A 20,066-nucleotide genomic window follows, 5' to 3' on the forward strand; every position below is an offset into this window, starting at 1 on the left:
CCCGCGAAGAAGCCAACACCGCAACGAATGTCGTAAACGCGCCATTGCAAGGCGTGCGCAGGCATCTGACCCGCCCCGGCCAGTCATAACATCGCCACAAAGGGCCACAGTGCCCCACGACAAAAAATGATCGCTGCCGGGAGATACACGATGTTCAGCAAGCAAGACCAGATCCAGGGTTACGACGATGCACTGCTGGCGGCGATGAATGCCGAAGAACAGCGCCAGGAAGACCACATCGAGCTGATCGCCTCGGAAAACTACACCTCCAAGCGCGTGATGCAGGCCCAAGGCAGCGGCCTGACCAACAAGTACGCCGAAGGCTACCCTGGCAAGCGCTACTACGGTGGCTGCGAGCACGTGGACAAGGTAGAAGCCCTGGCCATCGAGCGCGCCAAGCAGCTGTTCGGTGCCGACTACGCCAACGTCCAGCCGCACTCCGGCTCCTCGGCCAACGGTGCGGTCTACCTGGCCCTGCTGCAGGCTGGTGACACCATCCTCGGCATGAGCCTGGCCCACGGCGGCCACCTGACCCACGGCGCCAAGGTGTCGTCCTCGGGCAAGCTGTACAACGCTGTGCAATACGGCATCGACACCAACACCGGCCTGATCGACTACGACGAAGTCGAGCGCCTGGCTGTCGAGCACAAGCCGAAAATGATCGTTGCCGGCTTCTCGGCCTACTCCAAGACCCTCGACTTCCCACGCTTCCGCGCCATCGCCGACAAGGTCGGTGCGCTGCTGTTCGTCGACATGGCCCACGTAGCCGGCCTGGTTGCCGCTGGCCTGTACCCGAACCCGATCCCGTTCGCCGATGTGGTTACCACCACCACCCACAAGACTCTGCGCGGCCCACGCGGCGGCCTGATCCTGGCCAAGTCGAACGAAGAGATCGAGAAGAAGCTGAACGCCGCGGTGTTCCCTGGCGCCCAGGGCGGCCCGCTGATGCACGTTATCGCCGCCAAGGCCGTGTGCTTCAAGGAAGCGCTGGAGCCTGAATTCAAGGCCTACCAGCAGCAAGTGATCGAAAACGCCCAGGCCATGGCCCAGGTGTTCATCGACCGCGGCTACGACGTGGTTTCCGGTGGCACCGACAACCACCTGTTCCTGGTCAGCCTGATCCGCCAGGGCCTCACCGGCAAAGATGCCGACGCCGCCCTGGGCCGCGCGCACATCACCGTCAACAAGAACGCCGTGCCGAATGACCCGCAGTCGCCATTCGTCACCTCGGGCCTGCGCATCGGCACCCCGGCCGTCACCACCCGCGGCTTCAAGGTCGCTCAGTGCGTGGCCCTGGCCGGCTGGATCTGCGACATCCTCGACAACCTCGGTGACGCAGACGTCGAAGCCGATGTGGCGAAGAACGTCGCGGCCCTGTGCGCAGATTTCCCTGTTTACCGCTGAGTGGAGTCACACACCATGCAACGTTACTCGGGCTTCGGCCTTTTCAAGCACTCCCTCAGCCACCACGAGAACTGGCAGCGCATGTGGCGCACGCCAACCCCTAAAAAGGTCTACGACGTGGTTATCGTCGGCGGTGGCGGCCATGGTCTGGCCACGGCCTACTACCTGGCCAAGGAACACGGCATCACCAACGTTGCCGTGATCGAGAAGGGTTACCTGGGCGGCGGCAACACCGCCCGTAACACCACCATCGTGCGTTCCAACTACCTGTGGGACGAATCGGCGCACCTGTACGAGCACGCCATGAAGCTGTGGGAGGGCCTGTCCCAGGACCTCAACTACAACGTGATGTTCTCCCAGCGCGGCGTGTACAACCTGTGCCACACCCTGCAGGACATGCGTGACTCCGAGCGCCGGGTCAGCGCCAACCGCCTGAACGGCGTGGATGGCGAGCTGCTCAACACCGCCCAGGTCGCGGCCGAGATCCCGTACCTGGATTGCTCGAAGAACACCCGCTACCCGATCCTCGGTGCCACCGTGCAGCGCCGTGGCGGCGTGGCGCGTCACGACGCCGTGGCCTGGGGCTTCGCCCGTGCCGCCGACGCCCTGGGCGTGGACCTGATCCAGCAGACCGAAGTGATCGGCTTCCGCAAGGAAAACGGCGCGGTCATCGGTGTGGAAACCAACAAAGGCTTCATCGGCGCCAAGCGCGTCGGCGTGGTCACCGCCGGTAACTCCGGGCACATGGCCAAGCTGGCCGGCTTCCGCCTGCCGCTGGAATCGCACCCGCTGCAAGCACTGGTATCCGAGCCGATCAAGCCGATCATCGACAGCGTGATCATGTCCAACGCCGTGCACGGCTACATCAGCCAGTCCGACAAGGGCGACCTGGTGATCGGTGCCGGTATCGACGGCTGGGTCGGCTACGGCCAACGCGGTTCGTACCCGGTGATCGAGCACACCCTGCAGGCCATCGTCGAGATGTTCCCCAACCTCTCGCGCGTGCGCATGAACCGCCAGTGGGGCGGCATCGTCGATACCTCGCCGGACGCTTGCCCGATCATCACCAAGACCCCGGTCAAGAACATGTTCTTCAACTGCGGTTGGGGTACTGGCGGCTTCAAGGCGACCCCGGGTTCGGGCAACGTCTTCGCCGCGAGCCTGGCCAAGGGCGAAATGCACCCACTGGCCGCGCCGTTCTCCATGGACCGTTTCTACAACGGCGCACTGATCGACGAACACGGCGCCGCCGCCGTCGCCCACTAACCGGAGACACCGTCATGTTGCATATTTTCTGTCCCCACTGCGGCGAGCTGCGCTCCGAAGAAGAGTTCCACGCCTCTGGCCAGGCGCACATCGCCCGCCCGCTGGACCCTAACGCCTGCTCCGACGAGGAGTGGGGTACCTACATGTTCTACCGTGACAACCCACGCGGTATTCACCACGAACTGTGGGACCACGTTGCCGGCTGCCGCCAGTACTTCAACGTCACCCGCGACACCGTGACCTACGAGATTCTGGAAACCTACAAGATTGGCGAGAAGCCGCAAGTGACCGCCAGCGGCAAGCAGAGCAGCGCCGCGTCGACCGTCAAAGGCCAAGGGGAAAAAGTATGAGCCAGACCTATCGCCTCGCCAGCGGCGGCCGTATCGACCGCAGCAAGGTCCTGAACTTCACTTTCAACGGCAAGACCTACCAAGGTTATGCCGGTGACAGCCTGGCCGCCGCATTGCTGGCCAACGGCGTCGACATCGTCGGCCGCAGCTTCAAGTATTCGCGCCCACGCGGCATCATCGCCGCCGGTACCGAAGAGCCGAACGCCATCCTGCAGATCGGCTCGAGCGAAGCCACCCAGATCCCCAACGTGCGTGCCACCCAGCAGGCGCTGTACGCAGGTCTTGTAGCTACCAGCACCAACGGCTGGCCGAACGTCAACAACGACGTCATGGGCATCCTGGGCAAGGTGGGCGGCAGCATGATGCCGCCGGGCTTCTACTACAAAACCTTCATGTACCCGAAATCGTTCTGGATGACTTACGAGAAGTACATCCGCAAAGCCGCGGGCCTTGGCCGCGCGCCGCTGCAGAACGACCCGGACAGCTACGACTACATGAACCAGCACTGCGACGTGCTGATCGTCGGCGCTGGCCCTGCCGGCCTGGCCGCTGCACTGGCCGCAGCCCGCAGCGGTGCCCGCGTGATCCTGGCTGACGAGCAGGAAGAGTTCGGCGGCAGCCTGCTCGACACCCGCGAAACCCTCGACGGCAAGCCTGCTGCCGATTGGGTCAGCGCCGTGGTGAAAGAGCTGGAAAGCCTGCCGGAAGTGACCTTGCTGCCACGTGCCACGGTCAACGGCTACCACGACCATAACTTCCTGACCATCCACGAGCGCCTCACCGACCACCTCGGCGACCGCGCCCCGATCGGCCAGGTACGCCACCGCGTACACCGCGTCCGCGCCAAGCGCGTGGTGCTGGCTGCCGGCGCCCACGAGCGCCCGCTGGTGTACGGCAACAACGACCTGCCGGGCAACATGCTGGCCGGTGCCGTGTCCACCTACGTACGCCGCTACGGCGTGGCCCCGGGCCGCAAGCTGGTGCTGTCGACCAACAACGACCACGCCTACCGCGCCGCGCTGGACTGGCACGACGCCGGCCTGCAAGTGGTCGCCATTGCCGACGCCCGCCACAACCCGCGTGGCTCGCTGGTTGAAGAAGCACGTGCCAAAGGCATTCGCATCCTCACCTCCAGCGCCGTGATCGAGGCCAAGGGCAGCAAGCACGTCACCGGCGCCCGCGTGGCCGCCATCGATGTGCAGGCACACAAGGTCACCAGCCCTGGCGAAACCCTCGAGTGCGACCTGATCGCCACCTCCGGCGGCTACAGCCCGATCGTGCACCTGGCTTCGCACCTGGGCGGTCGCCCGGTATGGCGTGAAGACATCCTCGGCTTCGTGCCGGGCGATGCCCCGCAAAAACGCGAATGCGTGGGTGGCATCAACGGCGTCTACGCCCTGGGCGACGTGATTGCCGATGGCTTCGAAGGCGGCGTTCGCGCAGCCACCGAAGCGGGCTTCAAGGCCACCGTCGGCAGCCTGCCGAAAACCGTTGCGCGCAAGGAAGAGGCCACCGTGGCGCTGTTCCAGGTGCCGCACGACAAGGGCACTGCCCGCGCACCCAAGCAGTTCGTCGACCAGCAGAACGACGTCACCGCGGCCGCCATCGAACTGGCCACCCGCGAAGGCTTCGAGTCGGTCGAGCACGTGAAACGCTACACCGCGCTGGGCTTCGGTACCGACCAGGGCAAACTGGGCAACATCAACGGCCTGGCCATCGCCGCCCGTTCGATCGGCATTACCATCCCGGAAATGGGCACCACCATGTTCCGCCCCAACTACACGCCGGTTACCTTCGGTGCAGTAGCGGGCCGTCACTGTGGTCACCTGTTCGAGCCCGTACGCTTCACCGCCCTGCATGCCTGGCACGTGAAGAATGGCGCCGAGTTCGAAGACGTCGGCCAGTGGAAGCGCCCGTGGTATTTCCCGAAAGCCGGTGAAGACATCCACGCCGCCGTGACCCGTGAGTGCAAGGCCGTGCGCGACAGCGTGGGCCTGCTGGACGCCTCGACCCTGGGCAAGATCGACATCCAGGGCCCGGATGCGCGTGAGTTCCTCAACCGCATCTACACCAACGCCTGGACCAAGCTCGACGTGGGCAAGGCCCGCTATGGCCTGATGTGCAAGGAAGACGGCATGGTCTTCGACGACGGCGTGACCGCCTGCGTCGGCGACAACCACTTCATCATGACCACCACCACTGGCGGCGCCGCCCGCGTGCTGCAGTGGATGGAGCTGTACCACCAGACCGAATGGCCGGAACTGAAGGTGTACTTCACCTCGGTCACCGACCACTGGGCCACCATGACCCTGTCCGGCCCCAACAGCCGCAAGCTGCTGAGCGAGCTGACCGACATCGACATGGACAAGGAAGCCTTCCCGTTCATGACCTGGAAGGAAGGCAACGTCGGCGGCGTACCGGCCCGGGTGTTCCGTATCTCGTTCACCGGCGAGCTGTCGTACGAAGTCAACGTGCAGGCCAACTACGCCATGGGCGTGCTGGAACAGATCATCGAGGCAGGCAAGAAGTACAACCTGACCCCGTACGGTACCGAGACCATGCACGTACTGCGTGCCGAGAAGGGCTTCATCATCGTTGGTCAGGACACCGATGGCTCGATGAACCCGGACGACCTGAACATGAGCTGGTGCGTGGGCCGTAACAAGCCGTTCTCGTGGATCGGCCTGCGTGGCATGAACCGCGAAGACTGCCTGCGCGACAACCGCAAGCAACTGGTAGGCCTGAAGCCGGTCGACCCGAACCAGTGGCTGCCGGAAGGCGCCCAGCTGGTGTTCGACCCGAAACAGCCGATCCCGATGGATATGGTTGGCCACGTCACCTCTAGCTACGCGTCCAACTCCCTGGGCTACTCGTTCGCCATGGGTGTGGTCAAAGGCGGCCTCAAGCGCATGGGCGAGCGCGTCTACTCGCCGCAGGCGGATGGCAGCGTGATCGAGGCGGAGATCGTGTCTTCGGTGTTCTTCGATCCGAAGGGTGAGCGGCAGAACGTTTGAGGCTTCACCGGTAGCTCTGATTGGAATGCGACCTCTGTGGGAGCGGGTTCACCCGCGAATGCGATGGTGGATTCACCGCCCTCTTCGCGGGTAAACCCGCTCCCACACTGGGTCTCCTCAGTCTGTGACTACAGGTTCTACCTCAGGTCTTCGCGATCAACAGAATTCAAGGCAGGTAAGAAATGAGCGCTATCAACGTCTTCCAGCAAAACCCCGGCGCCGAGGCCAAGGCCCAGTCGCCACTGCACCACGCCGATCTGGCCAGCCTGGTTGGCAAAGGCCGCAAGAACGCAGGCGTGACCCTGCGTGAACGCAAGTTCCTCGGCCACCTGACCATCCGTGGCGACGGCCACAACCCGGAATTCGCCGCCGGCGTGCACAAGGCCCTGGGCCTGGAGCTGCCAGTGGCCCTGACCGTGGTCGCCAACAACGAAATGTCGCTGCAATGGGTCGGCCCCGACGAGTGGCTGCTGATCGTGCCTGGCGGCCAGGAACTGGCGGTCGAGCAGAAACTGCGCGCAGCCCTCGAAGGCCAGCACATCCAGGTGGTCAACGTCAGCGGCGGGCAGAGCCTGCTGGAACTGCGCGGCCCGAACGTGCGCGAAGTGCTGATGAAATCCACCAGCTATGATGTTCACCCGAACAACTTCCCGGTGGGCAAGGCAGTCGGCACCGTGTTCGCCAAGTCGCAACTGGTGATCCGCCGCACCGCCGAAGACACCTGGGAGCTGGTGATTCGCCGCAGCTTCGCCGACTACTGGTGGCTGTGGCTGCAGGACGCTTCGGCCGAGTACGGCCTGAGCATCGAGGCTTAAGGAGAACAGAACATGAGTCGGGCACCGGATACCTGGATTCTCACCGCCGACTGCCCGAGCATGCTCGGCACCGTCGACGTGGTGACGCGTTACCTCTTCGAGCAGCGCTGCTACGTGACGGAGCACCACTCCTTCGATGACCGGCAGTCTGGGCGTTTCTTCATTCGCGTGGAGTTCCGCCAGCCGGACGATTTCGATGAAGCCGGCTTCCGCGCCGGCCTTGCCGAGCGCAGCGAGGCGTTCGGCATGACCTTCGAGCTGACCGCACCGAATCACCGCCCGAAGGTGGTGATCATGGTGTCCAAGGCCGACCACTGCCTTAACGACCTGCTGTATCGCCAGCGTATCGGTCAGCTGGCCATGGACGTGGTCGCGGTGGTGTCCAACCACCCTGATCTCGAACCCCTGGCGCACTGGCACAAGATCCCTTACTACCACTTCGCCCTCGACCCCAAGGACAAGCCTGGGCAAGAGCGCAAGGTACTTCAGGTGATCGAGGAAACCGGCGCCGAGCTAGTGATTCTTGCGCGCTACATGCAGGTGCTTTCGCCAGAGCTGTGCCGGCGCCTGGATGGCTGGGCGATCAACATTCACCACTCGTTGCTGCCAGGGTTCAAAGGCGCCAAGCCTTACCACCAGGCGTACAACAAGGGCGTAAAGATGGTTGGCGCTACGGCGCACTACATCAACAACGACCTGGACGAAGGCCCGATCATCGCCCAGGGCGTGGAGGTGGTCGACCACAGCCATTACCCCGAAGACCTGATTGCCAAAGGGCGCGACATCGAGTGCCTGACCTTGGCGCGGGCGGTGGGGTATCACATCGAGCGACGAGTGTTCCTCAATGCGAACAGGACTGTGGTGCTCTGACCGCGTCTAACTTTTATCGCGGGCATGGGCTTTCAGGGTTTCGCGGATGGCTGTAATGAACTTCTGGCGCATGTCCGCCCCCAGGTTTTTACCTGCAATTGGATCGCCTTCGTAGGACAGCTCTTTGAACTCGTGAAGATCAAAGTTTACGGCTTCTTTGTCGATGTCGTAGCTGGACCCATAAGCCGCGTAATAGAAGATCGTATCGAGGCCCAAGTAGAAGTATTCCCCTGTATTTTGGAACAATGCTGCTTCGATCTCTGGGTCGAGGCCCTGCTGCCTGGCAGCCTCGTCCCAGTAGGGCCAGAAGCCATCTTCAGGGCGTTCAATATCTGTCATGATGGTTCTCCAGGTTGATAGACGATGGGTTACTGCATCCCTATCGAAACACTCGTTCGCCGACGTATTGCGGTAGATATTCATCGTCCTGTGCATACGCGCGACCACCACCTGGCCGATTGCCGTTCAGAGGCATTTGCCTGTCGTTTCCAGTCAGCGCATCCGGCCCCATCAGGCCCACAATTCCCTGCATTCCAGTAACACATGCCGCCCACGGATGGCGGCGCGTTCAACCACCGCTGCATAAATAAAAATCAAGCGAGGTAAGAGCATGTCTGGCAATCGTGGAGTGGTATATCTCGGCGCCGGCAAGGTCGAGGTGCAGAAGATCGACTACCCGAAAATGCAGGACCCACGCGGCAAGAAGATCGAGCACGGCGTGATCCTGAAGGTGGTCTCCACCAACATCTGCGGCTCCGACCAGCACATGGTCCGCGGCCGCACCACTGCCCAGGTCGGTCTGGTCCTGGGCCACGAAATCACCGGCGAGATCGTCGAGAAGGGCCGTGACGTCGAGCGCATGCAGATTGGCGACCTGGTCTCGGTGCCATTCAACGTCGCCTGTGGCCGCTGCCGCTCCTGCAAGGAAATGCACACCGGTGTCTGCCTCACCGTCAACCCTGCCCGCGCTGGCGGTGCCTACGGTTACGTCGACATGGGCGACTGGACCGGCGGCCAGGCCGAGTACGTGCTGGTGCCGTACGCCGACTTCAACCTGCTGAAACTTCCAGAGCGCGACAAGGCCATGGAAAAGATCCGTGACCTGACCTGCCTGTCCGATATCCTGCCGACCGGCTACCACGGTGCCGTGACTGCCGGCGTAGGCCCAGGCAGCACCGTCTACGTTGCTGGTGCCGGCCCGGTCGGTCTGGCTGCCGCTGCCTCGGCACGCCTGCTGGGCGCTGCCTGCGTCATCGTCGGCGACCTCAACCCAGCCCGCCTGGCTCACGCCAAGTCCCAAGGCTTCGAAGTGGTCGACCTGTCCAAGGACACCCCGCTGCACGAGCAGATCGTCGACATTCTCGGTGAGCCGGAAGTGGACTGCGCCGTTGACGCCGTCGGCTTCGAAGCCCGCGGCCATGGTCACGAAGGTGCCAAGCATGAAGCGCCGGCTACCGTGCTGAACTCGCTGATGCAGGTTACCCGCGTTGCCGGCAATATCGGTATCCCAGGCCTGTATGTGACCGAAGACCCGGGTGCGGTGGATGCTGCCGCCAAGATCGGCGCGCTGAGCATCCGCTTTGGCCTGGGCTGGGCCAAGTCGCACAGCTTCCACACCGGCCAGACCCCGACCATGAAATACAACCGCCAGCTGATGCAGGCAATCATGTGGGATCGAATCAACATCGCTGAAGTGGTTGGTGTGCAGGTGATCAACCTGGATCAAGCGCCGGAAGGGTATGGCGAGTTTGATGCGGGTGTGCCGAAGAAGTTCGTGATCGACCCGCACAAGATGTGGGGGGCGGCGTAACAGCTGTTGTTTGACAAGAGCCCCTCGCATTGAGGGGCTTTTTCATGGCTGTGTCATTGACTTCAAAGCCAGCACTGAGCCCTGTAGGAGCAGCCTTGCGCTGCGAAAGGGCCGGCAAGCCGAAAGCTCATCTCTGGCATCAATGGCGTCTTCGCAGCACAAGGCTGCTCCTACCAGGAGCCGAGCCAGCCAGGGAGATTGACGGCGCGCACTGTGGGAGCGGGCGTGCCCACGAATAGGCCAGCCCAGGCAACCCAAAACTCAGCGCATCATTCCCCAACTCAGCATCATCCATCAGTGCCTTGGCCAACGCGCTCAGGTAATGTGACGCCCAAAGCAACTGCGGCTTGTTTTCCATCAGCCCGTCAATGGTCATGTCCCGCACATAGCCCATCAGTTCCGAGGCGTGGTCACGGGCATACTGGCAAGGAATACCGGGCGCGATACAAAATAGCGCGTGGGTCTTGTACAGGAGTATCAGGGCAGTAATCTGGGTTGGTGCAGATGGCCGCCCAAAAATTAGTTATGCCCATCAACAGAGTTTCTTCTGATAGAAAGAGCGTTTTCTTGAGTTTGGCTGGGGCGGATTGTAGAAATGCTATGCCTTCTAGTCGGCGTGCTGGCTAATGAGTTGTGTTCTAAAAAAGCCAGGTCGGTTTCTGCTTTTTCAATAATGATTCGCTTTTTTTCTATTTTTTTGGTTAGTCTATCGATGTCTTTTTGTTTGCGTTTCATGATTGCAGGATTGGGAAGTATTTCGGCCTCGATAAAAGCTAAGTCTTCATATTTATCATTGAGTTTTCTGTTAAGTGTTTTAAGTTTTTGATTTGACGTGACATGGCTTCTACTTTTAGCGACTTGGTAAGAAGGTGGTGCAGCTTCTTTGGTATATGGAGGGGCAGGTTCCTCGCGGCCCCGTTCTACGACAGATACATTCTGCGTGGGAGCACTGCGGGAAAAAAGATTTCCGACCCATCTGAAGAAACGCATAATGAACATGCCGCTAGGGTCATGAAAGTTTATTGGGTCTCCTTCGCAGTAAGCGTAGGTATTAATTCCACCTTTTCCGAAGGGGCTATAGGAGTCAGGTGAGTAGAATCTGCTCGTCCCATAAAGCCTATGTCCATTGCCAAGCAAATAGCCGTTTACAAAGGCGTTATGCAGCTCGCCGTTAAATCCTAGAGATGTTTTAAGTTCGGGCAAGTTTCCACAATGGCCGTATGCTGTGTAAGCAGCGTGCGGCCCACCCCAGCCATACGCTTGCAGAACCGAACCTGCAGCGTCTGTTACCAGCAGGCCTGTACGAGGTGCATTGTCAGACTTTCTTTCCGCAAGAAGCTGCTCGCCTGCACGGAGAACTGTTCTGGAGTGCGCTCCTGAAATTATGGTCGCTAGCTTACTGTTTTGGTAGAGGAATGCTGAACGTCTGTTTACTTCCATTCTGGGCATACTCATATTTTTAGCTGATGAAATCTGAATCGATGGTGGCAGTATTAATCGGTTTGTTACGTGTCGCTACTGGCAAAAATGATAGGTGTCCATCAAAGCAGCTTTATTCGCTCGCGCCCTGATGACCGGCTCGGAACAAAGCAATGAATTATCAGTCAAATGCCCCGTTTCCCAGGCCATCCCGGCCAACGAGGTCCCTCCCGATGAAAGCATTCACCCTGGCAACCCTGATGACCCTGGCCGCAAGCCCGGTGTTCGCCTTCAACCTCAGCGATGCCGCCAACGCCGTGTCCGCCATGCAGAACCAGCAACCGCAAGGCCAGGTGCAGGCGCCCGCAGCGCAAGCCAATTTGCTCAATACCCTGGGTAGCCAATTGAACATCACCCCCGAGCAAGCCGTGGGCGGGGCGGGGGCGATGTTGGGGTTGGCGCGTAACAACCTCAGCAGCGAAGACTATGGCCAGCTGACCAAGGCAGTACCGGGGCTGGACTTGCTGGCCGGGGCCAGCGCGCTGGGTGGTTTAAGTGGGTTGGGTGATTTGCTGGGCAAGAACAGCGAGAACCCGTCGGCGTTGAGCAATGCGCTGGGTGGCAATGTGGAGAACCGCAGCGACCTGGACAATGCGTTCAAGGCGCTGGGCATGGATACCGGGATGATCGGACAGTTTGCGCCGTTGCTGCTGCAGTACCTGGGGCAGCAGGGGATTGCCGGGGCGTTGTTGCAGAACCTGGGGAGTTTGTGGACTACGCCAGTGCCGGCGCCGTTGGCTCAGCCGTCGGTCTGATCCAAGCGAAACGAGCCCCCTCGCGTAGAGGGGCTTCAGGTACGTAGCGGCTATGTTTTAGCGAAGGGGTTTTCTATCCAACGCTGTTACGGATGACGAACGCCATTTTCCCTTCTTTCACGTCTAATCTGGTCGCGCATTTCCCGGGCTTTCTCCTCTTTTAATCTTTGTTCTTCGTGCGCTTTGATTCTAGCCGCAGAACGCCATTCCTCGCCTTTTTTTTCAAATTCTCTTTGCTGCATGCGGAAAGCATTAAGTTTTTTTGATGCTTCTTCTGCTAGCTCGCTCAAGACCCCTGCAATGATAGGGCTTTCGCCCTTGAAATGCTTGTCTCTATATTTTTCTGCCTCGCCGCTGAGGGTTGGTACTTGGGGAAGTTCCTCCATATTTTTTTCCATTTTAATGGAGGTCAAATGGTAGTCTTGGGAAGTTTTAGGCTGGTCTGGGAATTTCAATCTGCCTATTGCGTTTGCTCTGGCTTCAGTTTCAGTATTATAGATATTGACTTGCTGAGTAAGTTTTTCCTTGCGGCCGAAGAAGTTTCCAATCGCTTTCCGAAGGTTAACATGGCCTGAAGGGTCGATTTTGTTTATGGGGTCGTTGCTGCAGTAGGCGTACGCATTTATTCCGCCACCGCCAAAAGGGCTCATGGAATCAGGGCAAGAGAATCTCATGTGAGCGGGGCTGTAAGAGCGATGATAGCCAATCCCCAATAAATAAAAACCTATTGCAGTATTCAGCAGTTCACCATTGAACCCTAATAGCGGCATCGCTGAAGCATCAGGTCTGTGCCCGTATGGGGTATAAACGATAGTTTGCTCAGGGCTGGCAGATGTTTGCAATATACTCGCTGAGTCATCTGTCGAGTAAAGCTTTGTTGTCGAATCAGGCTCGTCTTGCCACTCTGCCAACGGGGTGATGTGCGATCGAAACAACGTTTGGGTGGCATTTTTGCTTTTTATATTTAGTGGAAGCCCGTTCATGTAGAAGATTTTTTTACTTTCACTCATGGCCAGTACTCATCATTGATTTGAGTTTTCATCATGAGTATTAGCTGGACGCAGGGGGGCCGCAACTGGCAAAAATGTTAGGTATGCATGGGCAAGTGCGATGTCTACAAGCTTGGCGTAGCAATGTGTGTTTGCTGCTGCAGTCACCCGACAGCGGCGGACTGGAGGCGCCGCTGCGCGGCCCTTGCCGAGCAGTTCGGCGCCACGCCATGCCTGCTCCAAAAAAGCAGATTTGCGTCAGGCCAGCAGATCAGGCAGCTTCGCTGAAGTCCACCAGGCGCACCGGGCGACGGAAGCCGGCGGTCAGTACCGCCAGGTACGCCAGGCCCAGGGCAAACCAGCACAGGCCAATCACCAAAGTCAGTGCCGTCAGGCTGGTCCACAGCCACAAGGTCAGCGCCAACCCCACCAACGGCACCACGCCATAGCACAGCAGCCCCTTGAGGTTACGCTGTGCACCATCGTCCATCAGGTGAGTCTTCACCACTGCCAGGTTCACCGCCGAAAACGCCACCAGCGCACCAAAGCTGATCAGCGAGGCAAGGGTCGCCAGGTCGATCACCAACGCCAGCAACGAGAACGCCGAAACCAGCAGAATGGCGAACACCGGCGTGCCAAAGCGCGGTGACAGGTAGCCGAACGTTCGCTGCGGCAGCACCTTGTCACGGCCCATGGTGAACAGAATGCGCGACACAGCCGCCTGCGAGGCCAGCGCCGAGCCCAGGCTGCCGGCCACATAGGCCGCAGTGAAGAAGTTGGCCAGGAACTGCCCGCCCGCCTTGAACATCACCTCGTTGGCCGCCGCATCGGCATTGGCAAAGGTGGTGCCCGGCAGTACCAGTTGGCTGACATAGGCCAGCACGGTGAACAGCACCCCGGCGAACAGGGTGGTGAGGATGATTGCCCGTGGCACATCGCGGCGGGCATCGCGGCATTCTTCGGCCAAGGTCGAGACAGCGTCAAAGCCGAGGAACGACAGGCACAGCACCGCCGCACCAGCCATCAGCGCGCCGAAGCCCGGCTGCGAACCGTCGCCCAGCAGTGGTGAAAGCAGGTCGAGCGGTTGGCCGGCCAGGGACTGGCAGGACAGGGCGACGAACACCACGATGAAGACGATCTGTGCACCGACGATCAGGTTGCTGGTCTTGGCCACAGAGTGAATACCGACCACGTTGAGCACCGTGACCAGGGCGATAGAGGCCAGCGCGATCGACCACGCGGGGAAGGCCGGAAAGGCGATGTTCAGGAACAAGCCGATCAGCAGGTAGTTGATCATCGGCAGGAACAGGTAGTCGAGCAGCAGCGACCAGCCGGCCAGGAAGCCAACGTTCGGGCCGAAGGCCATGTTGGTGTAGGAGTACGCCGAGCCCGCAACCGGGAAGCGTTTGACCATGAAGCTGTAGGAGGTGGCGGTGAACAGCATGGCCACCAGGGTGACGATATAGGCGCCGGCCGTGCGACCACCAGTAAGTTCGGTGACGATGCCGTAAGTGGTGAAGATGGTCAGCGGGACCATGTACACCAGGCCGAAGAACACCAGGGCGGGCAGGCCGAGGACACGGCGGAGCTGGACGGGGGTAGAGCTGGGTGGGTTGGCCATCGTTCGATCCAGAGCTTTTTTGTAGTTGTGCTTTGGTCGATTTTTATCCACTTAGGTGGGGTGTGACAAAGAAGTAATCCTAATGCTGATTATTAGCCAGGTTTTTAATCGGATATTTGTAATGCCTGTTCCGGCCTCTTCGCGGGTAAACCCGCTCCCACAGGGGGCTCACAGGTCTTGAGTTCTGCGCAGTACCTGTGGGAGCGGGTTTACCCGCGAAGAGGCCTGGTCAGGCAATGGAAATCTCAGCCCATCTCCACCCGCAGCTGCTCGATCCGCAAGTCCTTCTCCACCCACAACTGGTTCACCCAGGCCTGCACGGTCTGCCTGAACTCAGCATCATTCTCGTAATCCCCCGCCCACAGCATCGGGTCCAGTTCACGCACACGAATGTCGATAATCACCCGGCTGATGCTGCCATTGAGCAAATCCCAGAAACCCGGCGCCTTGTTGCCGGGGTAGACGATGGTCACATCCAGCAAGGCATCCAGTTGCTCGCCCAATGCCGCCAGCACGAACGCCACGCCACCAGCCTTGGGCTTGAGCAGGTAGCGATACGGCGATTGCTGCTGCTGACGCTTGGCTTCGGTGAAGCGTGTGCCTTCCAGGTAGTTCACCACGGTCACCGGCTGGCGCTTGAACAGTTCACAGGCAGCCTTGGTGATTTCCAGGTCCTTGCCTTTCAGCTCGGGGTGCTTCTCCAGGAAGGCCTTGCTGTAGCGCTTCATGAACGGGTAATCCAGCCCCCACCAGGCCAGGCCCAGCAGTGGTACCCAGATCAGCTCCTTCTTCAGGAAGAACTTGAAGAACGGTGTACGGCGGTTGAGGCTCTCGATCAGCGCCGGAATATCGACCCAGGTCTGGTGGTTGCTGACGGCCAGGTACGAAGTGTCCTTGCGCAGGTTCTCGACGCCACGGATATCCCACTGGGTAGGAATGCACAGGGCAAAGATAGCCTTGTCGATCTCCGACCAGGTCTCGGCCACCCACATCACCGCCCATGAGGCATAGTCACGCCCACGCCCCGGCAGCACCAGTTTGAGCAGGGCGAAGACCAGCAGCGGGCAGATCAACACCAGGGTGTTGAGCAGCAGCAGGGTGGTAGTGAGGATGCCGGTCAGCAGGCGACGCATAAAGAGACTCTTGTTGTGGGAGATAAACGGTTGGCAATGATAAGCAGGGCAGTGGCCTACGCCAAATTTCCAGTGCCCTGCGGCGAGGACAAATGTTTCACATTATGTTGGTTAGGCTTGTGACAGCGAACCTATCCTGCCAGTGCAGTCTAAGCACTGACCCTCCTCAAGGAAGCTTGCCTGTGAAACCTCTGCTTGCCCTGCTGTCGTTGTTGGCGCTGCCGGTCATGGCCGCCGAGCCCACAATCTATGGCCGTTACGAGAACATAGCCCTGCCCGAACTGGGCGAAACCCTGAAAGCCAAGATGGATACCGGTGCCTTCACCGCGTCGCTGTCGGCCAAGGACATCGAGCTGTTCACCCGTGATGGCGACGAGTGGGTGCGCTTCCGCCTGGCTACCAAGGACTCGGACGGCAAGGTGTACGAGCACAAGGTCTCGCGCATCAGCAAGATCAAGGGCCGTGCCGATGAAGAGGAGGAAGGCGATGCGCCGGAAATCTCCAAGCGCCCGGTGGTCGACCTGGAGCTGTGCCTGGGGGATGTGAAGCGCACCGTCGAGGTAAACCTGGTGGACCGTAGCAGCTTCAACTACCCGCTGCTGGTGGGCTCCAAGGCTTTGCGCGAGTTCAAGGCGGCGGTCAACCCGGCCAAGAAGTTCACCGCTGGCAAGCCAGGCTGCTGATTCGAAACCGCATTGGTCCCTCCATTGTAGGGGCGGCCTTGTGTCGCGATCGGGCCGCAAAGCGGCCCCACGATTCCAGCGTTGATGCAGACATTGTCGGGGCCGCTCTGCGGCCCTTTCGCGACACAAGGCCGCTCCTACACAATAGTGCGTCGCCATAGATATCTGCACAGGCCCGGACGCCATGCCCCACATCCTCATCGTCGAAGACGAAGCTGCCATCGCCGACACCCTGGTCTACGCCCTGCAGGCCGACGGCCATAGCACCGAATGGGTAACCCTGGGCGGCGCCGCCCTCGACCAGCAGCGCCAGCGCCCGGCCGACTTGGTCATCCTCGATATCGGCCTGCCTGATATCAGTGGCTTCGAAACCTGCCGCCAGCTGCGCCGCTTCAGCGAAGTACCGGTAATGTTCCTCAGCGCCCGCGATGGCGAAATCGACCGGGTGGTGGGCCTGGAAATCGGCGCAGACGACTATGTGGTCAAACCCTTCAGCCCGCGTGAAGTGGCGGCGCGGGTACGGGCGATTCTCAAGCGCATGGGCCCCAGGGTCGAGCCCGCTGTCGAGGCCACGCTGTTCCAGCTCGACACCTTGCGCATGCAGATTACCTACCGCGGCCAGCCACTCCCCCTTACCCGTCACGAATTCCGCCTGCTGCAATGCCTGCTCGAGCAACCGTACCGGGTATTCAGCCGCGAACAGCTGCTGGACGCCGTGGGCGTGGCCTCTGACGTCGGCTACGAGCGCAACATCGACAGCCATATCAAGAGCCTGCGCGCCAAGCTGCGCCAGGTGGCCAGCGATGCCGAACCGATCCAGACCCACCGTGGCCTCGGCTACAGCTACAGCCCGGACCATGCCTGATGCGCCTGGGCATCCGGATCTTCCTGGTGTACTTCCTGTTCGTCGGGCTGGCGGGCTACTTTCTGCTCAACACGGTGCGCGAACAGATTCGTCCGGTGGTGCGCCAGTCCTCTGAAGAAACGCTGGTAGACACCGCGAACCTGCTGGCCGAGATCCTGCACGATGACGTCAAGGCCGGCACCCTGAACCAGAGCCGCTTGCCCGAAGTGCTCAAGGCCTATGGCTCGCGCAGCCCGGGTGCGCAGATCTGGGGCCTGGCCAAGAACCAGGTCAGCCACCGCATCTATGTCACCGATGCCAAGGGCACCGTGCTGCTGGACTCCAGTGGCGAGGACCTGGGCAAGGACTACTCGAAGTGGAATGACGTGTACCTGACCTTGCGTGGCCAGTACGGCGCCCGCTCCACCCGCAGCGACCCCGACGATGAAAGCACCTCGGTGATGCACGTGGGCGCGCCGATAATCGACGATGGCAAGATCATCGGCGTGGTCACCGTGGCCAAGCCCAACAGCTCGCTGCAACCGTACATCGACCGCTCCGAACGGCGCTTGCTGACCCTGGGCCTTGGGCTGATTGGCTTGGGCCTGCTGATCGGTGCCGCGTTGTCGTGGTGGTTGGCGCGTTCGCTGCGCCGGCTGGCCCGCTACGCCCAGGCGGTCAGCGAGGGCGAGCGCGCCGCCCTGCCGCACTACAAGGGTGGCGAACTGGCGCACCTGGCCCAGGCGGTCGAGCGCATGCGCACGCAACTGGAGGGCAAGGCCTATGTCGAGCGGTATGTGCATACCCTGACACACGAGCTGAAAAGCCCGCTGGCGGCCATTCGTGGTGCGTCCGAGCTGTTGCAGGGCGATGATATGCCGGCTGACCAGCGGGCGCGCTTTGCCGGCAACATCGAGCGCGAGAGCGAGCGTTTGCAGCAGATGATCGAACGCCTGCTCAACCTGGCCCGGGTCGAGCAGATGCAGGCGCTGGAGGATGAGCAGCAGGTGGCGCTGGCGGCGTTGGTGGACGAGTTGCTGTTGGCCCATGCGGCGCGTATCGAAGGTGCCGATTTGCAGGTGCGCCAGCGGGTGCCGGCTGGTTTGCGCTTGTTGTGTGACCCATTCCTGATGCGCCAGGCGCTGGCCAACCTGCTCGACAACGCGTTGGACTTCACCCCGGAGGGAGGCGCGCTGTTGTTCGACCTGGAGCGCGATGGCGAACGGGTGGCGCTGAGTGTGTTCAACCAGGGGCAGGCGATACCGGCCTATGCCATTGGGCGGGTGAGCGAGCGGTTCTACTCGCTGCCGCGGCCGGGGAGCGGACGCAAGAGCACCGGGTTGGGGCTTAATTTTGTGGCCGAGGTGATGCAGCTGCATGGCGGGGCGTTGGCAGTGGATAACGTCGATGGAGGGGTGCGGGTGAGGTTGTGGCTGCCGGTGCGGCGTATCAGCTGACATTGCCGGGGCTGCTGTGCAGCCCATCGCGACACAAGGCCGCTCCTACAAGAGCGCGCGTCCTCCTGTAGGAGCGGCCTTGTGTCGCGATGGGCCGCAAAGCGGCCCCAAAAACACACAATCTCCACACCATCTCCCCGAAGCCTCCACGCAAGGCGCAGACACTGCGCCCACTGCCACAGGAGGCCCCATGAACAAGACCCTCGGTTTCAAACTCGGCATGATCGCCGTATTGATCTTGCTGCTGCTCGTCCCGCTACTGCTGATCAGCGGCCTGATCGGTGAACGCCAGGCCCTGCGCGACAATGTGCTGCGCGATATCGCCCAGAGCGCCAGCTTCGACCAGCAACTCAGCGGCCCGCTGCTGGTGGTGCCCTACCGCAAGTACCAGCGCCGCTGGATCGAAAAGGACGGCGAGCGCACCCAGGAGACCAGCACCATTGCCGGCCACCTGTACTTCCTGCCGGAAACCTTCGACGCCAACCTGGGCGTGGACACCGAACTGCGCGCCCGTGGCATCTACCAGGCCCGGCTGTTCCACGCCAAGGGCCGTATCAGTGGCCGCTTCAAGCTCCCGGAACGTTGGGGTATCGAAAAGGACTTCGACGACTACCGCTTCGACAAGCCGTTCCTGGTGGTAGGCATCAGCGATATCCGCGGCATCGAGAACGGCCTGGAGCTGAGCATGGGCGAGCAGAAAGTGCCGTTCGAAGCCGGCACCCGGCTCGACTGGATGCGTGGTGGCGTGCACGCCAGCCTGCCGGGGCTGGACGGCCTGCAGGCGCGTGAATTCAGCTACGGTTTCGATCTCGCACTGCAAGGCACCGGCCAGCTGCACGTGGTGCCGGTAGGCCGCACCAGCGCCGTGGACCTGCGCGCCAACTGGCCGCACCCGAGCTTCGTCGGCAACTACCTGCCCAGTCGTCGCGACATCGACGCCCAAGGCTTCAGTGCCCACTGGCAGACCTCGTTCTTTGCCACCAACCTCGAAGACGCCCTGCGCCAGTGCGCCACCGCCGGGCAGTGTGCGGACTTCAGCGAGCGCAGCTTCGGTGTCAGCTTCGTCGACCCGGTTGACCAGTACCTGAAGAGCGAGCGGGCGATCAAGTACGCCTTGCTGTTCATCGCCCTGACCTTCGCCGGCTTCTTCCTGTTCGAAGTGCTGAAGAACCTCAGCGTGCACCCGGTGCAGTACATCCTGGTGGGGGTGGCGCTGGCCTTCTTCTACCTGCTGTTGCTGTCGTTGTCCGAGCACATCGGCTTTGGTTTGGCGTATGGGCTGTCAGCTTCGGCATGTGTGCTGCTGATCGGCTTCTACCTGAGCCATGTGTTGCGCAGCCTGGGGCGTGGAGTGGGCTTTGCGGTGGGGTTGGCGGCGTTGTATGCGCTGCTCTACGGGCTGCTGAGTGCCGAGGACTATGCGCTGTTGATGGGCTCGTTGCTGTGCTTCGGCCTGCTGGGGGTATTCATGGTGCTGACCCGGCGGCTGGATTGGGCCCGGGTGGGGAGGGCGGCATGAGGGAGGACAGAGAGATCGGGCGGTGGCTGGCCCTCAGGATCGGGCAGCTGTTTCCTG

General features: G+C 61.1%; 17 protein-coding genes and 1 pseudogene. 12 read left to right on the forward strand and 6 right to left on the reverse strand.

Annotated elements, in window-relative coordinates:
* The first annotated feature begins 150 nt into the window (after positions 1 to 150).
* From ACGLHT_RS06985 to purU, 6 genes are all read left to right on the forward strand, one after another.
* Entirely contained in the window at positions 151 to 1,404 is a 1,254-nt protein-coding gene (locus tag ACGLHT_RS06985; protein WP_025337394.1) for a serine hydroxymethyltransferase, read from the forward strand.
* 15 nt (positions 1,405 to 1,419) lie between these two features.
* Positions 1,420 to 2,670 (forward strand): sarcosine oxidase subunit beta family protein, encoded by a 1,251-nt coding sequence (locus tag ACGLHT_RS06990; protein WP_003255680.1) that lies wholly within the window; start codon positions 1,420 to 1,422, stop codon positions 2,668 to 2,670.
* A gap of 14 nt (positions 2,671 to 2,684) precedes the next feature.
* Complete coding sequence (locus ACGLHT_RS06995; protein ID WP_039613194.1) at positions 2,685 to 3,020, forward strand: sarcosine oxidase subunit delta; 336 nt, start codon at positions 2,685 to 2,687, stop codon at positions 3,018 to 3,020.
* Positions 3,017 to 6,034, forward strand: coding sequence for a sarcosine oxidase subunit alpha (locus ACGLHT_RS07000; protein ID WP_025337395.1), 3,018 nt, complete (start codon positions 3,017 to 3,019; stop codon positions 6,032 to 6,034). Before ACGLHT_RS06995 ends, ACGLHT_RS07000 begins: the two co-directional genes overlap by 4 nt.
* A 182-nt stretch (positions 6,035 to 6,216) precedes the next feature.
* Positions 6,217 to 6,849: a sarcosine oxidase subunit gamma gene (locus ACGLHT_RS07005; RefSeq protein WP_025337396.1), complete on the forward strand. Its 633-nt coding sequence runs from the start codon at positions 6,217 to 6,219 to the stop codon at positions 6,847 to 6,849.
* A 12-nt stretch (positions 6,850 to 6,861) separates the two neighbouring features.
* On the forward strand, positions 6,862 to 7,719 hold the full coding sequence (gene purU / locus ACGLHT_RS07010; RefSeq protein WP_075044363.1) for a formyltetrahydrofolate deformylase: 858 nt from the start codon (positions 6,862 to 6,864) through the stop codon (positions 7,717 to 7,719).
* A gap of 6 nt (positions 7,720 to 7,725) precedes the next feature.
* Here the strand turns inward: purU and ACGLHT_RS07015 are convergent, their stop codons facing one another.
* Positions 7,726 to 8,058, reverse strand: coding sequence for a hypothetical protein (locus ACGLHT_RS07015; protein ID WP_274120054.1), 333 nt, complete (start codon positions 8,056 to 8,058; stop codon positions 7,726 to 7,728).
* A 271-nt stretch (positions 8,059 to 8,329) separates the two neighbouring features.
* Between ACGLHT_RS07015 and fdhA the strand changes: the two genes are divergently transcribed.
* Positions 8,330 to 9,529, forward strand: a complete 1,200-nt coding sequence (fdhA, locus tag ACGLHT_RS07020; protein WP_003255673.1) for a formaldehyde dehydrogenase, glutathione-independent — start codon at positions 8,330 to 8,332, stop codon at positions 9,527 to 9,529.
* Positions 9,530 to 9,803: 274 nt separating this feature from the next.
* On the opposite strand, the pseudogene ACGLHT_RS07025 reads toward fdhA, so the two are convergent.
* Together ACGLHT_RS07025 and ACGLHT_RS07030 are read right to left on the reverse strand one after the other, a co-directional pair.
* Positions 9,804 to 10,049, reverse strand: a pseudogene (locus ACGLHT_RS07025) (DUF3077 domain-containing protein); the annotation flags it as partial.
* The gene (locus tag ACGLHT_RS07030) at positions 10,049 to 10,969 is read right to left on the reverse strand and encodes an RHS repeat-associated core domain-containing protein (RefSeq protein ID WP_274078782.1); all 921 of its coding nucleotides are present in this window, start codon (positions 10,967 to 10,969) and stop codon (positions 10,049 to 10,051) included. The pseudogene ACGLHT_RS07025 and the gene ACGLHT_RS07030, both read right to left, overlap by 1 nt.
* Before the next feature lie 212 nt (positions 10,970 to 11,181).
* Here ACGLHT_RS07030 and ACGLHT_RS07035 point away from each other — a divergent pair, with 212 nt between their 5' ends.
* Entirely contained in the window at positions 11,182 to 11,763 is a 582-nt protein-coding gene (locus ACGLHT_RS07035; RefSeq protein WP_137162807.1) for a DUF2780 domain-containing protein, read from the forward strand.
* An 86-nt stretch (positions 11,764 to 11,849) separates the two neighbouring features.
* Here ACGLHT_RS07035 and ACGLHT_RS07040 read toward each other — a convergent pair whose 3' ends face one another.
* The 3 genes from ACGLHT_RS07040 to ACGLHT_RS07050 all read right to left on the reverse strand — a co-directional run bounded on the left by ACGLHT_RS07040 (position 11,850) and on the right by ACGLHT_RS07050 (position 15,506).
* Positions 11,850 to 12,773 carry an RHS repeat-associated core domain-containing protein gene (locus tag ACGLHT_RS07040; protein WP_274120055.1) on the reverse strand — a complete coding sequence of 308 codons (924 nt, stop codon included), beginning with the start codon at positions 12,771 to 12,773 and terminating at the stop codon, positions 11,850 to 11,852.
* A 250-nt stretch (positions 12,774 to 13,023) separates the two neighbouring features.
* On the reverse strand, positions 13,024 to 14,373 hold the full coding sequence (locus tag ACGLHT_RS07045) for an APC family permease (RefSeq protein ID WP_274120056.1): 1,350 nt from the start codon (positions 14,371 to 14,373) through the stop codon (positions 13,024 to 13,026).
* 245 nt (positions 14,374 to 14,618) lie between these two features.
* Positions 14,619 to 15,506 carry an acyltransferase gene (locus tag ACGLHT_RS07050; RefSeq protein WP_025337401.1) on the reverse strand — a complete coding sequence of 296 codons (888 nt, stop codon included), beginning with the start codon at positions 15,504 to 15,506 and terminating at the stop codon, positions 14,619 to 14,621.
* Between the two features lie 182 nt (positions 15,507 to 15,688).
* Here ACGLHT_RS07050 and ACGLHT_RS07055 point away from each other — a divergent pair, with 182 nt between their 5' ends.
* The 4 genes from ACGLHT_RS07055 (at position 15,689) to creD (ending at position 20,009) form a co-directional block, all read left to right on the forward strand.
* A complete protein-coding gene (locus ACGLHT_RS07055; protein WP_015268670.1) occupies positions 15,689 to 16,189 on the forward strand; it encodes an ATP-dependent zinc protease in 501 nt (166 codons plus the stop codon).
* Positions 16,190 to 16,373: 184 nt separating this feature from the next.
* Entirely contained in the window at positions 16,374 to 17,054 is a 681-nt protein-coding gene (creB, locus tag ACGLHT_RS07060; protein ID WP_137162810.1) for a two-component system response regulator CreB, read from the forward strand.
* Entirely contained in the window at positions 17,054 to 18,490 is a 1,437-nt protein-coding gene (gene creC, locus ACGLHT_RS07065; RefSeq protein WP_013970529.1) for a two-component system sensor histidine kinase CreC, read from the forward strand. The genes creB and creC overlap by 1 nt, the downstream gene beginning before the upstream one ends.
* Positions 18,491 to 18,680: 190 nt before the next feature.
* Positions 18,681 to 20,009: a cell envelope integrity protein CreD gene (gene creD, locus ACGLHT_RS07070; RefSeq protein ID WP_137162811.1), complete on the forward strand. Its 1,329-nt coding sequence runs from the start codon at positions 18,681 to 18,683 to the stop codon at positions 20,007 to 20,009.
* The last annotated feature ends 57 nt before the right edge of the window (positions 20,010 to 20,066 follow it).

This window comes from Pseudomonas sp. PsB (assembly GCF_043658375.1).
GTDB classification, from domain to species: Bacteria; Pseudomonadota; Gammaproteobacteria; order Pseudomonadales; family Pseudomonadaceae; genus Aquipseudomonas; species Aquipseudomonas putida_Z.